This window comes from Nocardia sp. NPDC003345 (genome assembly GCF_053589395.1).
In genome coordinates this window covers 1-12,473 of record NZ_JBSFRU010000182.1, presented here as the reverse complement: position 1 = coordinate 12,473, position 12,473 = coordinate 1, and the positions used below count along the sequence as shown (strand labels likewise).

Annotated in this window: 11 protein-coding genes; 6 read left to right on the top strand and 5 right to left on the bottom strand. The window is 68.9% G+C overall.

Annotation, left to right across the window (positions count from 1 at the left end):
* The 4 genes from ACWDU1_RS19785 to ACWDU1_RS19770 form a co-directional block, all read right to left on the bottom strand.
* Window positions 1–1,288 (bottom strand): acyl-CoA dehydrogenase family protein (locus ACWDU1_RS19785; RefSeq protein ID WP_450000376.1); only part of this gene is annotated, 1,288 nt, incomplete at its 3' end.
* Window positions 1,289–1,447: 159 nt separating this feature from the next.
* A complete protein-coding gene (gene cysC, locus ACWDU1_RS19780) occupies window positions 1,448–3,286 on the bottom strand; it encodes an adenylyl-sulfate kinase (protein WP_450000375.1) in 1,839 nt (612 codons plus the stop codon).
* Window positions 3,286–4,218: a sulfate adenylyltransferase subunit CysD gene (gene cysD / locus ACWDU1_RS19775; RefSeq protein WP_450000374.1), complete on the bottom strand. Its 933-nt coding sequence runs from the start codon at window positions 4,216–4,218 to the stop codon at window positions 3,286–3,288. The genes cysC and cysD overlap by 1 nt, the downstream gene beginning before the upstream one ends.
* A 32-nt stretch (window positions 4,219–4,250) precedes the next feature.
* A complete protein-coding gene (locus tag ACWDU1_RS19770; RefSeq protein WP_450000372.1) occupies window positions 4,251–5,162 on the bottom strand; it encodes a helix-turn-helix domain-containing protein in 912 nt (303 codons plus the stop codon).
* 95 nt (window positions 5,163–5,257) lie between these two features.
* On the opposite strand from ACWDU1_RS19770, the gene ACWDU1_RS19765 reads away from it, so the two are divergent.
* From ACWDU1_RS19765 to ACWDU1_RS19755, 3 genes are read left to right on the top strand one after another with little or no spacing between them, the layout of a single operon-like run.
* A complete protein-coding gene (locus ACWDU1_RS19765; protein WP_450000371.1) occupies window positions 5,258–6,421 on the top strand; it encodes a hypothetical protein in 1,164 nt (387 codons plus the stop codon).
* Entirely contained in the window at window positions 6,421–7,209 is a 789-nt protein-coding gene (locus ACWDU1_RS19760; protein WP_450000369.1) for an SDR family oxidoreductase, read from the top strand. The genes ACWDU1_RS19765 and ACWDU1_RS19760 overlap by 1 nt, the downstream gene beginning before the upstream one ends.
* A gap of 13 nt (window positions 7,210–7,222) precedes the next feature.
* A complete protein-coding gene (locus ACWDU1_RS19755) occupies window positions 7,223–8,395 on the top strand; it encodes a sulfotransferase family protein (protein WP_450000367.1) in 1,173 nt (390 codons plus the stop codon).
* A 196-nt stretch (window positions 8,396–8,591) separates the two neighbouring features.
* Here the strand turns inward: ACWDU1_RS19755 and ACWDU1_RS19750 are convergent, their stop codons facing one another.
* Window positions 8,592–9,260, bottom strand: coding sequence for a PaaI family thioesterase (locus ACWDU1_RS19750; RefSeq protein WP_450000365.1), 669 nt, complete (start codon window positions 9,258–9,260; stop codon window positions 8,592–8,594).
* A gap of 222 nt (window positions 9,261–9,482) precedes the next feature.
* Between ACWDU1_RS19750 and ACWDU1_RS19745 the strand changes: the two genes are divergently transcribed.
* The 3 genes from ACWDU1_RS19745 (at window position 9,483) to ACWDU1_RS19735 (ending at window position 12,275) form a co-directional block, all read left to right on the top strand.
* Window positions 9,483–9,941 (top strand): thioredoxin family protein, encoded by a 459-nt coding sequence (locus tag ACWDU1_RS19745; RefSeq protein WP_450000363.1) that lies wholly within the window; start codon window positions 9,483–9,485, stop codon window positions 9,939–9,941.
* Window positions 9,917–11,353, top strand: a complete 1,437-nt coding sequence (locus ACWDU1_RS19740; protein WP_450000362.1) for a serine/threonine-protein kinase — start codon at window positions 9,917–9,919, stop codon at window positions 11,351–11,353. Before ACWDU1_RS19745 ends, ACWDU1_RS19740 begins: the two co-directional genes overlap by 25 nt.
* Before the next feature lie 100 nt (window positions 11,354–11,453).
* A complete protein-coding gene (locus tag ACWDU1_RS19735; RefSeq protein ID WP_450000360.1) occupies window positions 11,454–12,275 on the top strand; it encodes an IclR family transcriptional regulator in 822 nt (273 codons plus the stop codon).
* The last annotated feature ends 198 nt before the right edge of the window (window positions 12,276–12,473 follow it).

Genomic DNA, 12,473 nt, shown 5'->3' with positions numbered 1-12,473 from the left:
TGTAGCCGTAGCCGCCGAGCACCTGGATCGCGAGATCGTTCGCGGCCAGGCACCACTGTGAGGGCCAGCTCTTGGCGATCGGGGTGAGGATGTCCAGCAGCAGGGTCAGCGACCGCCGCTGCTCTTCGGACTCGGCGGTGCGCTGCTCGTCGATGAGCCGGGCACAGTAGAGCACCAGGGCGAGCCCGCCCTCGGCGTAGCTCTTCTGCGCCAGCAGCATCCGTTTGACGTCGGCGTGTTCGATGATCGGGCGCTGCGGTGCGGCCGGATCGGCGGCGCCCTTGGTACGGCCCTGCGGCCGCGAACGGGCGTAGTCCAGCGATTCGAGGTAGCCGGTATAGCCGAGCGCGGCGGCCACCAGCCCGACGCCCGCGCGGGCCTCGTTCATCATGTGGAACATGTACTTCAGGCCCTGATGGGCTTCGCCCACCAGATAGCCGATCGCCCCGGCCGAACCCTCGGGAGTCCAGCGGCCCTCACCGAAGTTGAGCACCGTATTGACGGTGCCGCGAAAACCCATCTTGTGGTTGAGCCCGGCCAACGCGACATCGTTGCGCTCACCGAGCGCGCCGTCGGCACCCACCAGATAACGCGGGACAACGAACAGCGAGATCCCCCTGGTGCCGGCCGGACCGCCCGGAATCTTGGCCAGCACCAGGTGCACGATGTTCTCGCCGAGTTCGTGATCACCGCCGGAGATCCACATCTTGGTGCCGAAGAGGCGGTAGGTGCCGTCCGCGCGCGGTTCCGCGCGGGTGACGATATCGGCGAGCGACGATCCGGCCTGGGGTTCGGACAGGCACATGGTGCCGAAGAACCGGCCTTCGAGCATGGGCGGGACGAACCGCTGGACCACGTCGGCACCGGCGTGCGCGATGAGCAGATTGGCATTGCCGATGGTGAGCAGCGGATACGCGCTGGTGCCCGGGTTGGCGGCATGGAACCAGGCGAACGCCGCCTGGGCGACCGCCGCCGGCAGCCGGGAACCCCCGAGTTCGGTATCCATGGTCGCCCCGACCATGCCCGCGTCCGCGAACGCGGCCAGCGCCGCGCGGACCTCCGGGATGATGGTGACCGTCTCACCGTCGAAGGTGGGTTCGTGCGCGTCGTTGAGCTTGTTGTGGGTGGCGAAATACTTGGTCGCCAGCTGTTCGCTCAGGTCGAGGACCGCGTCGAAGGTCTGCCGGGAGTGGTCGGTGAAGCGCGGCCGCCGCGTCAGCTGTTCGACATCGAGCCACTCGTAGAGCAGGAACTCGAGGTCTCGCCGGGACAGCAGAGTAGACCGCATAACCACCCTTTCGATACAAGTTATCGAAAGAGTATCAAATACCCGATGGTGGCGGTCCACGGATGCGCTTACCGGCCGTGCATGGCCTCATACAACACCGTGACCGCCCGGGCCGGAGCCGGCACCCGCATGAGGTCGACCATCACGTGAACCGGTGCATCAGGCGCCGTCCTCCCGGGCGAGCAGTGCCATGATCGTGGCGGCCATGGCGGCCGGATCGCCGTCCTCGGGGCGCAGTACCAGTGCCGGCGCGGCCGGCGCCTCGTAGGGGTCGTCGATTCCGGTGAAACCGCGGATCTCCCCGGCGCGGGCCTTCGCGTACAGGCCCTTGGGGTCGCGGGCCTCGCACACCGGCAACGGGGTGTCCACGAAGACCTCGACGAAGGGTATCCCGGCGCCGTCGTGGGTGGCCCGGGCCCGCTCCCGGTCGGCCTGATAGGGACTGATGAGCGAGACGATGGCGACGGTCCCGGATTCGGCGAACAGCCGGGCCACCTCACCCACCCGGCGGATGTTCTCGGTCCGGTCGGCCGCGGAGAAGCCGAGATCGGCGTTGAGGCCGTGCCGCAGATTGTCGCCGTCGAGCAGGAAGGCGGGCCGTCCGGCCGCCACCAGCCGGCGTTCGAGTTCCACGGCCACCGAGGATTTACCCGAACCGGAGAGCCCGGTCAGCCAGACGGTGAGACCGCGGGTCGCGCGCTCGGCCCGCTCGACCGCACTGGAATGCCAGACCACCCGCGAGGAGGGCAGACCGGGGCCGGTGATCATCCCGGCGCCGACGGTATCGCCGGTGGCGTCGTCCACCAGCAGGAAGCTGCCGGTGGCGCGATTGCGGCGGTAGGAGTCGAACTGCAGTGCCTGCCGGGTGCGCAGCTGGACCCGCCCGATCTCGTTGAGCGCGAGTGCCGTCGCCTTCTCGTCGCGGTGCAGGGTGTTCACATCGAGGCGGTAGTCCAGCGTGCGGATCTGCGCCGCGATGCTGCGGGTGGTGTGCCGGACGGTGTAGGACGTGCCCGGCCGCATTTCGGCCTCGTCGCTGAACCAGCACACCATCGCGTCCAGATCGCGCCCCGTATGCGGGCGGTTGGCCGGACGGCAGAGCATATCGCCGCGCCCGATATCGAGCTGGTCGGCCAGGGCCACGGTGACCGCCTGCGGCGGGAACGCCTCGGTGAGCGCAACCCCGCCGGGCCCCCAGATGCCGGTGACGGTCGTGGTGAGGCCCGAGGGCAGCACGGTGATCTCGTCGCCGGGCGACCACACACCGCTGGCGACCGTTCCGGCGTAACCGCGGAAATCCGGTGTGTGGCTGCGGATCACGTACTGCACCGGCAGCCGGGCGTCGATGAGATTGCGGTCCGAGGCGATATGCACCTCTTCGAGGTGGTGCAGCAGCGGCGTGCCCTCGTACCAGTCCATGGTGGCGCTGCGATGGACGATATTGTCACCGTGCAGGGCCGACATCGGGATGAAGGTGAGGTCCGCGATATTGAGCCGTGACGCGAAACCCGCGAACTCCTCGCGGATCTCGGCGAACCGGTCGGCCGACCAGCCGACCAGATCCATCTTGTTCACGCACAGCACCAGGTGCGGTACCCCGAGCAGCGAGGCCAGGAAGGCGTGGCGGCGGGTTTGTTCCACCACGCCGTACCGCGCGTCCACCAGGATGAGCGCCAGATCGGCGGTGGAGGCCCCGGTGACCATATTGCGGGTGTACTGCACATGTCCCGGGGTGTCGGCGATGATGAATTTCCGGCGCGGAGTGGCGAAGTAGCGGTGCGCGACATCGATCGTGATGCCCTGTTCCCGTTCGGCGCGCAGCCCGTCGGTGAGCAGCGCCAGATTCGGATAGTCCTCACCGCGGTCGCGGCTGGTGCGCTCCACCGCGTCGAGCTGATCGGTGAACAGGGTTTTGGAATCGAACAGCAACCGGCCGATGAGGGTGGATTTCCCGTCGTCGACGCTGCCCGCGGTGGCCAGGCGCAGCAGGGTGCCCATCAGAAGTAACCCTCTCGTTTGCGGTCTTCCATCCCGGCCTCGGAGATCCGGTCGTCGGCGCGGGTCGCGCCCCGTTCGGTGACCCGCGCGGTCGCGACCTCGGTCACGACATCGGCGGGGGTGGCGGCGCCGGATTCCACGCAGCCGGTGCAGGTGGCATCGCCCACGGTGCGGAACCGGACCAGTGCCTCGCGGGGTTCCTCGCCGTCGAGCAGGGTGAGGAACCGGGTATGCGCCAGCAGCATGCCGTCGCGCTGTACCACCGGGCGGCGGTGGGCGTAGTAGAGCGAGGGCAGTTCGATACCTTCGGCGGCGATATAGGTCCAGATATCGAGTTCGGTCCAGTTGGACAGCGGGAAGACCCGGATATGTTCGCCCGGACGGTGTTTGCCGTTGTACAGGTTCCACAGTTCCGGGCGCTGGCGGCGGGGGTCCCATTGGCCGTATTCGTCGCGGAAGCTGAAAACGCGTTCCTTGGCGCGCGCCTTCTCCTCGTCGCGGCGCGCGCCGCCGAAGACGGCGTCGAACCGGCCCTCACGCAGGGTTCGCAGCAGGGTGGCGGTCTGCAGCCGGTTGCGGCTGGCGCGGGGGCCGGTGTCCTCGGTGACCCGCCCGGCGTCGATATCGTCCTGGACCCGCCCGACGAGCAGGCGCAGACCGTATTTCGCGACGGCCGCGTCCCGGTAGGTGATCACCTCGTCGAAATTGTGCCCGGTATCGATATGCAGGATCGGAAACGGCACCGGCGCCGGCCAGAAGGCCTTGGTGGCCAGATGCAGCATCACCACCGAATCCTTACCGCCGGAGAACAGCAGGACGGGACGTTCGAACGTGGCGGCCACCTCCCGGAGGATATGGACCGATTCGGCCTCGAGTGCGGCCTGATGCGAGAGCTCGTAGGTGCTCGCCGCCGACTTCGTGTGCTGGCTCACGCTTAAAAACTAGAACACGTTTCTATGCGGGGTCAACGGTTTCCCGGATGGTGCCCGCCCGCCGCCGCGGTCACCGCGTCGGCGGCGGACACCAGCGCGGCGCCCCGGCGCGCGATCTCCGCCCCGGTGATCGGTTTACCGACATACATGGTGAGCACCAGTTGCTGGCGGCCCGTGGCGTCGTAGGTCGGCGCGGCCAGCAGGCTCACCGGGTGCTCTTTGCGGGGCCGCAGGTCGGAGCCCAGATAGACGCGTTCGCCGAGGGTGGTGACCAGTTCCGCCACGGCCGTGCGCAACTCCTCGGGCAGCTCGTGCCCGGCCACCCCGGCCAGCATCGAGTACAGCCGCCGGCCGGCTCCGGTCATGCTCTCCACGAGATAGCCACGGTCCCGGCATTCGGCCATGATCCGCCGCAGCAGGGGCTCGTCCTGGCGCAGCGGAACCGTCGGGGCGGTGGCCAGCCAGGCCTCGAACGCGGCCTCGCTGTCCCAGAGCACGTACATGAGCCCGACCGGCGGGGCGAAGCGGTAGGTGGCGCCGACCTGCACCATCGCGGGCCCGGCGCTGTCCAGGACGCTGATCCGCTCACCGACGACCGCCGAGGCGGTGCAGGTGGTGCCGTATTCCGCGCTCAAGCGCTCCAGTTCGGGGTGGGCCAGGGCCGCGATGGAGAAACTCTCCTGGGCCACCCGGCCCGCCGCGATGAGCGCCGGGCCCGGACCGTACTCACGGGTGCGGGGGTCGCGGGTGAGGTAGCCGGCCGCGGTCAGCTCGGTCAGGATGCCGAGGCAGGTGGGTTTGGCGATACCCAGGTCGCGGGCCATTTCGGAAAGCCCGGTACGACGGCCGCGGCGGGCGACGACGTAATCGAGGACCTGGATGACCCGCTGGGTGGGAGCGGAGCGGCGGCCGACCTCGCGTACCTCTGAGATTTCCGCGCTCATCGCTCCTCGCTCATTGACCACTCCTAGAACAGGTTCTAATCTTCTCGGTATCGAAATGTACCAGAGCGGTACATATATGGAACACCGGGAGTATCGTGCTGACCCAGCCGTTCGCGGACGCGATAGCCGCCGCCGAGGAAATCATCAAGGGCGCCCCCCATATCCGTACCGAACAGGATCTCGCCGAGGGCTACGACTATCTGGCCGGCAGTATCCGTGCCGCCATCCAGATGTCGTGGGCCTTCGAGAAGGATTTCCCGTTCTTCGTGACCTCCACCGGCCCGTACACGAAAATGGGCCTGGACAACCCCGACACCCTCTACTGGCACGCCAACGTGCGTCCGGACGCTCAATACGTCGTCACCGGCACTCGGGGCACCACCCGGGACCTGAGTTTCCAGGTGCTCAACGGCAACTATTCGCCCACCGAGGTACCGGGCGGGGAGACGGCCTTCGACGACCGCTCCATCGATATCGCCGCCGACGGCACCTACGAGCTGACCCTCGGGCCGGGCCCGGGCGGGCGCAACCACATCCAGCTCGCCGACGATTCGACGATGCTCGCCGTCCGCGAGGTCTTCGGCGATTGGGCGAACGAGAAGGCGGGCACCGTCCGGATCCGCAAGGTCGACACCGCCGGTACCGCGCCGCCCGCGATCACGAACGATCTCATGACCAAACGGTTCGAGGTCGCCGGCAAGATGCTGGTCTCGCGGCTGAAGACCTTCTTGGCGTTCCCGGAGTGGTTCTACCTGAACCTGCCGGTCAACACAATGACCGAACCGCGGCGCACCCCTGGCGGGCTGTCCACCCAGTTCTCCTCGGTCGGGCACTACGAACTCACCGGCGACCAGGTGATGATCCTGACCGTGCCGAAATCCGACGCCCCCTACCAGGGCTTCCAGCTCGGCAGCATCTGGTACCTGTCGCTGGACTACATCAACCACCAGACCAGCCTCAACGCCGACCAGGCCAACGTCGACCCCGACGGCATGATCCGCCTGGTGATCAGCGAACGCGACCCCGGCCTGGTCAACTGGATCGAGCGCACCGGCCACGACCGCGCCTATCTGCAGTTCCGCTGGCAGCGGCTGTCCCGGGAGATGACGCCCGAGGACGGCCCGGCGGTGGAGCTGGTGTCCTTCGACGAACTGCCCGACCGGCTGCCCTACTACAAGGAATCGCGGATCACCCCCGAGGACTGGCGGGCCCGGATCGCCGGCCGGCAGGCCGCGGTGGCGGAAAGGATGCTGGGCTGATGGCGCAGAGCACGGTGCTGGCGGGCAAGGTCGTCGTCGTCTCGGGTATCGGTCCCGGGCTGGGGCAGGCGATCGCGGTGCAGAGCGCGAAGGCCGGGGCCGATGTGGTGCTGGCCTCGCGTACCGAGAAGCGGCTGCGCAAAGTCGCCGCCGAGGTCGAGGAGCTGGGCCGGCGGGCCCTGGTGGTGCCCACCGATATCACCGACGACGCGGCCGCCCAGAACCTGGTGACCGCCGCCCAGGAGGAGTTCGGGCGGGTCGACGCGCTGGTGAACAACGCCTTCGCCATGCCGCCGATGGTCGACCTCGCCGAGGTCGCCTTCGACGATCTGCGCACCAGCCTGGAAACCAACGTCTTCGCGGCACTGCGGCTGACCCGCCTGTTCGCCCCCGCGCTCGCCGAGCACAAGGGGTCGGTGGTGATGATCAACTCGGCGGTGCTGCGGCATTCGCGGCAGCCCTACGGGCCCTACAAGATGACCAAGACCACCCTGCTGGCCCTGGCCCAGAGCCTGGCCACCGAACTCGGCCCACGCGGTATCCGGGTGAACTCGGTGGCCCCGGGCTGGATCTGGGCCGACACCCTGAAGTGGTATTTCGACTATCTGGCCAAGGAACGCGGTATCACCGCCGCCGAGGTGTACACCGAGACCGCCGCCGATATCGATCTGCGCCGGTTGCCCGAACCCGACGAGATCGCCGACGCGGTGGTCTTCTTCGCCTCCGAGATGTCGCGGGCGATCACCGGGACCTGTCTCGACGTGAACTGCGGCGAATTCCACCACTGAGGAGTAACGAGAAATGATCGGCAGGGAAGACGTCGGCACCATCGACGATCTGCACGCCTCCGCCACCAAGGTGGTCGGCCTCGACGATTTCGGCGACGACGGGTACCGCACCGGGCTGTCGGTACTGCTGGAATCCTACGAACGCGACGCCGAACTCACACCGTTCGGCAACAAGGTCAACCGGGCGTTCCTGCGCGGCGCGCTCATCGCGCGGGCGTTGAGCGAAGCCGGCTGGAAACAGTATCCGCGGCATGACGAGGTACCGATCGAACGTCCGATATTCGTTACCGGACTGCCCCGGTCGGGGACCACGGCCGTGCACCGCCTGCTCACCGCCGATCCGGGCCATCAGGGCCTGGAGATGTGGCTGACCGAGATGCCCCAGCCGCGCCCGCCGCGCGAGACCTGGGAACAGGATCCGGTGTTCGCGCGCCTGCAGGCCGGTTACGAGAAACACCATGTCGAGCACCCGGAATTCATGGGCGTGCACCATATCTCGGCCGATCAGGTGGAGGAGTGCTGGCAGCTGCTGCGGCAGTCGGCCATGTCGATCTCCTACGAATGCCTGGGCTACCTGCCGCGCTACTCCGAATGGCTACGCGAACAGGACTGGACCCCGGCCTACGCCCGCCACCGCAAGAACCTGCAGTTGATCGGGCTCAACGATCCGGACCGGCGCTGGGTGCTGAAGAATCCGAGCCATCTGTTCGCGCTCGACGCCCTGCTGGAGGTGTACCCGGACGCGCTGGTCATCCAGATGCATCGCCTGCCGCGCACCATCATCGCCTCGGTCTGCAGTCTCAACGAACAGGCGACGGCGGGCTGGTCGGAGAAGTTCCGGGGGCCGGTGGTGGGGGCGTCGCAGCTCGAACTGTGGTCGCGCGGGGCGAAAACCTTCCTGGCGGATCGGAAGAAGTATCCGGCGGCGCAGTTCTGCGATGTCTACTACGAGGACTTCGTCACCGATCCGATCGCCACCGTGGACAAGATCTACACACAGTTCGGAATCGAGTTCACCGAGGCGGCCCGGGAACGGATGCGCTCTCTGCACGGTGAGTCCACCTCGGGTGCGGCTCGGCCGGCGCACAAGTATTCGCTGGCCGATTTCGGGCTGGATCCCGATGAGGTGGATACCGCGTTCGCGCCCTATCTCGACGAGCACTACCCGGACGGCGGCCGGGGCTGATCGTCCCCCGGCGTGCGGCCGGTTCGGCACGGCGCCACGGGTCGGTCCGGTAGGAGGTGCGACGGCCTCCGCGGGCTTCGTGCGCGGCGTCGTGTCCGGTCGGTAGGTCGTGGACCTGCCGACCGGATCGGCGCACAGCCGGGCGCAGGTCGGTGAACGGGGCGCGGACCCGCCGCCACTGCCGGTGCGAGCAGGATCAGGGCTGTCCCGGCTTCAGGACGATGAACAGTCCGTGGGCTTCGGCGCACAGTCGTTCGCCGTCGTGCAGGGTCGCCTTGATCCACACCTTGCGGCCCTCCTGGCGTTCGGTCCAGGCGTGCAGTTTCAGTTCCCGGTTCAGCGGGGTGATCGACCGGTAGTCGACGGTCAGCGACGCGGTACGGGTGACCGACCCGGAATGCGCCGATCCGGCCAGACCCATGAGATCGTCGAACCCCAGCGAGATGTAGCCGCCGTGTGCCGCCGCGTTCCCGCCCAGATGGAAGGTGCGGTAGGTGATCCGCGCCTCCACACCGTCGCGGCCCACCTTGTCGACCCAGTACGGCGGTAGCGTCACGTTACCGCGCGAGGGCAGGTCGAACCGGGTCCAGCCCGGCGCGTCCCATTCCTCGCCGATATGTGCGGAGAGCCGGTCGTTCAGCTTCTCCAGGATGCCGGCGGCCTCCAGGACGAACTCGTCGGGCGGGGTGGCCAGCCGGGCCCGGTCCATGAGCGTGCGGACCTGTTCGACGAACTCGCCGTAATGCGGACCGCCGCGGCTGGTGTCGACCGAGCGGACCGCGTCCATCAGCTCCGACATCGGCCGGAATCCGCCCTCGTGGTGCTCGGCACTGGGGAGTGCGTTACCGGCCTCGTTTTCGCTCATGAGAACACGTTATAGGTCGAGGCGGGACGCGCTGCCCGCCGGGGCGCGGTATGTGCCGGTGACCGGCCTGGAACGGGAGGTGCCCGGCCGCGTAGGCTGCCCGGTTGGCGGCGCCGGCGGGACTGAGGTTTCGACCGGCGGCCGGTACCCGTTCGTGCGACGATTCTCCGGACGGGGTGTATGCACGCGGGGCGGTCGGCTCGGGCCGCCGGGAGGACGGGAATGTCGACGACGCCGCTGACCCAGCAGAATTTCCAGACGGTCGTGGCCACCAATCACATCGTGCTGGTGGACTTCTGGGCGACCTGGTGCGGTTGGTGCACCCGGTTCGCGCCCGTCTACGAGGCCTCGTCGGAGACCCACCGCGATATCGTGCACGCCACCGTGGAGGCCGAGGCCGAACCGGCCCTGGCCGCCGCCGGCCAGGTGGACCGCTACCCCTGGGTGATGGCCTTCCGCGAGGGCACGATGGTCTACTCGCAGGCCGGTTTCCTGCCCGCCGAACAGCTCGAGGAGCTGGTACAGCAGGTGCGGTGGATGGATATGGAGGCCTTCCGCCGTGAACACGGGCAACCGCAGTCGCAGCCGGCGGCCCGCGGCCCGGAGGCTCCGGAGACCGGGCGGGCGGGGATCGCGCCGGGACCGCAGCCGTACGGATGGCCCGGACTGCCCGCGGCGTGAAGGGCGTACTCGAACCGGGCGGGGACTTCGCCGGATATCGCATCGAACGGTTGCTGGGAGCCGGGGGGATGGGCGAGGTGTATCTCGCCCGCGACCGGGATCTCCCGCGACCGGTGGCGCTCAAACTGCTGACCCCGATCGCCGGGGACGATCGGGATATCCGGGCCCGCTTCCTGCACGAGGCCGATACCGCGGCGCGGCTGTCGCATCCGAATATCGTCGCGGTCTACGCCCGCGGCGAGGAGGCCGGCCGGCTGTGGATGGCGATCCAGTACATCGAGGGCACCGATGTCGCCGCGGTGCTGCGGCACGGGCCGGTCCGCCCCGATCACGCGGTGCGGATCACCGAGGAGACGGCCCGGGCGCTCGACCACGCACACACCGCCGGGGTGCTGCACCGCGATGTCAAACCCGCGAACATCCTGCTGGCCTGGGGGAGTCAGCAGCAGGTGTTCCTCTCCGATTTCGGGATCGCCAAGGCCCTCGACCGCACCGACGGCCTCACCCGCACCGGTGAGCTGTACGCGAGCTTCCACTACGCGGCGCCGGAGCAGTTCGAGATGCGCGCCGATATCGACCGCCGCGCCGATGTGTACTCGCTGGGCTGCACGCTCTACTACATGCTGACCGCCCGGTTGCCCTACCCGGCGACCACGACGGGCGCGCTGATCAACGCCCACCTCAATGCCCCGGTACCGCGGCCCTCCGAGATCGATCCGGCGCTGCCGTCCGGATTCGACGCGGTGATCGCCCGCGCCATGGCCAAGAATCGCGATCACCGGTTCGCCGATTGCGGGGAACTCGCCCGGGCGGCGCGGCGTGCCCTCACCGAACCCGCGGTGACGATGCCGGCGGTCGTGGCGGCGTCGCGGCCGCTCCCGGAGCCCACGCCCCGGCGTGCCCGCCGCTGGTGGCCGGCGGCGGTCGCCGCGGCGCTGTCGCTCGCCGTCTTCGGGACGACCGTATGGCTCACCGGGGTCTTCCGGCCCGATGGGGCCGAGGCCGGTGGTACGCCCGTCGTCCCGGGAGGGGCGAAGGCCGCGGCCGAACAGGCCGCCTGCGAATACACCGCGCTGGTCGCCAGTTACGACTACGAGAACCCGGCGGCCTGGGAGCAGCAGGTGCAGGCGGGCGCGACGGGTCAGTGGAAATCCCAGGCGGCCACGGTGCTGCCGATGGCCCGGATGCTGATCGCCTCGGATCCGGAGCGCTCCCGGGCCGGCGATACCGCCTGTGCGGCCACGATGACCGAGAACGACACCCGCGCCGAGGTCCAGGTGCAGCTCACCACCCTCAACGCCGAACCCGGCGCGGCGGAGACAGCACGCGAGCTGTCGGTGTCCACCGTGATGGAACTGGTGGACGGACAATGGCTGTGCAGTGTCTTCAACGCGCCGTTCCTGCCGGGCTGAATATGCCGGTGGTGGTTTGCGCGGTGCCCGAACGGGGCAAGGTGGTAGACGTCCGGTTCGCTGCGCATATGCTGGCCGGGCTGCACGATGGAGGTAAGTCTTGACGGTCGAGGTGCTGGCCGACCCGGAGCCGGGCGGGTCGTGGCAGGGCGCAGGGCAGCAGGCCCGTCCGGCGCCGCCGGTGGCGATGATCGAGCGGATGACGCTGATCCTGGACGCGTTCGCGCCCGCCACTCCGGTATTGACCCTGCACGATCTGGTGGAACGCACCGGGCTGCCGCGTTCGACGGTGCACCGGATCCTGGATCAGATGATCCGGCTGCGCTGGCTCGCGCATTCCCCGGGCGGATACCGGCTGGGCCTGCGCACACTGGAACTGGGCGGGCTGGCCGCGGGGCACAACGAACTGCGGACCGTGATCGGGCCGCTGCTGCACGAACTGTGCCAGCGCATCGGCTCGGTCGGGCATCTCGGTGTCCTCGACGGCCGCGATATCGTCTACCTCGACAAAACCGGTGGCCGGCAGAGCGCGACGGTACCCACCCGCATCGGCGGCCGTCTCCCGGCGCACAGCACCGCGCTCGGTAAGGCGCTGCTGGCCGGCCTCGATCCCGGCGTGGTGGAAACCTCGTTGCGTGAGCAGTTGCCGCGCCTTACCCCGCGCACCATCGGCGACCGGCTGGAACTACATCGCGAGCTGGCGCGGATCCGCAGCCGCCAGGGAATCGCCGTGGACAACGAGGAAGCGGTCACCGGGATCGGCTGTGTCGCGGTGGCGGTGCGGCGGCGCGGTGTCGCCGTCGCGGCCCTGTCGCTGTCCACCCGGGTCGGGACGGGCCGTCCCGGTATCGATACCGGCCGCCAGGCCCGGCAGCTGGCCGCACTCGCCGCCGAGGCCGGGCGACTGCTCTCGCGCGACTGATCCGCGGCCCCGGCCGTGGCCGGGACCGCGGTAGGGGTCAGGCCTTGCCGAGAGCGGCCGCGAGCGCGCGTCCCGCTGCCCGGCCCGAGAAGATACAACCGCCGAGAAAGGTTCCTTCGAGCGCGTTGTAGCAGGAGCCTGATCACCCAGGATGCGGCCGGCGAGCACGGCACGCTCGTCGGGGACACCGCTGAGATC

Coding starts and splice junctions, on each gene's coding strand:
- ACWDU1_RS19770 (WP_450000372.1), bottom strand. CDS start 5,162: ATGAGCGCGGAAATCTCAGAGGTACGCGAGGTCGGCCGCCGCTCCGCT.
- ACWDU1_RS19755 (WP_450000367.1), top strand. CDS start 7,223: ATGATCGGCAGGGAAGACGTCGGCACCATCGACGATCTGCACGCCTCC.
- cysC (WP_450000375.1), bottom strand. CDS start 3,286: ATGGGCACCCTGCTGCGCCTGGCCACCGCGGGCAGCGTCGACGACGGG.
- ACWDU1_RS19740 (WP_450000362.1), top strand. CDS start 9,917: ATGGCCCGGACTGCCCGCGGCGTGAAGGGCGTACTCGAACCGGGCGGG.
- ACWDU1_RS19745 (WP_450000363.1), top strand. CDS start 9,483: ATGTCGACGACGCCGCTGACCCAGCAGAATTTCCAGACGGTCGTGGCC.
- ACWDU1_RS19760 (WP_450000369.1), top strand. CDS start 6,421: ATGGCGCAGAGCACGGTGCTGGCGGGCAAGGTCGTCGTCGTCTCGGGT.
- ACWDU1_RS19750 (WP_450000365.1), bottom strand. CDS start 9,260: ATGAGCGAAAACGAGGCCGGTAACGCACTCCCCAGTGCCGAGCACCAC.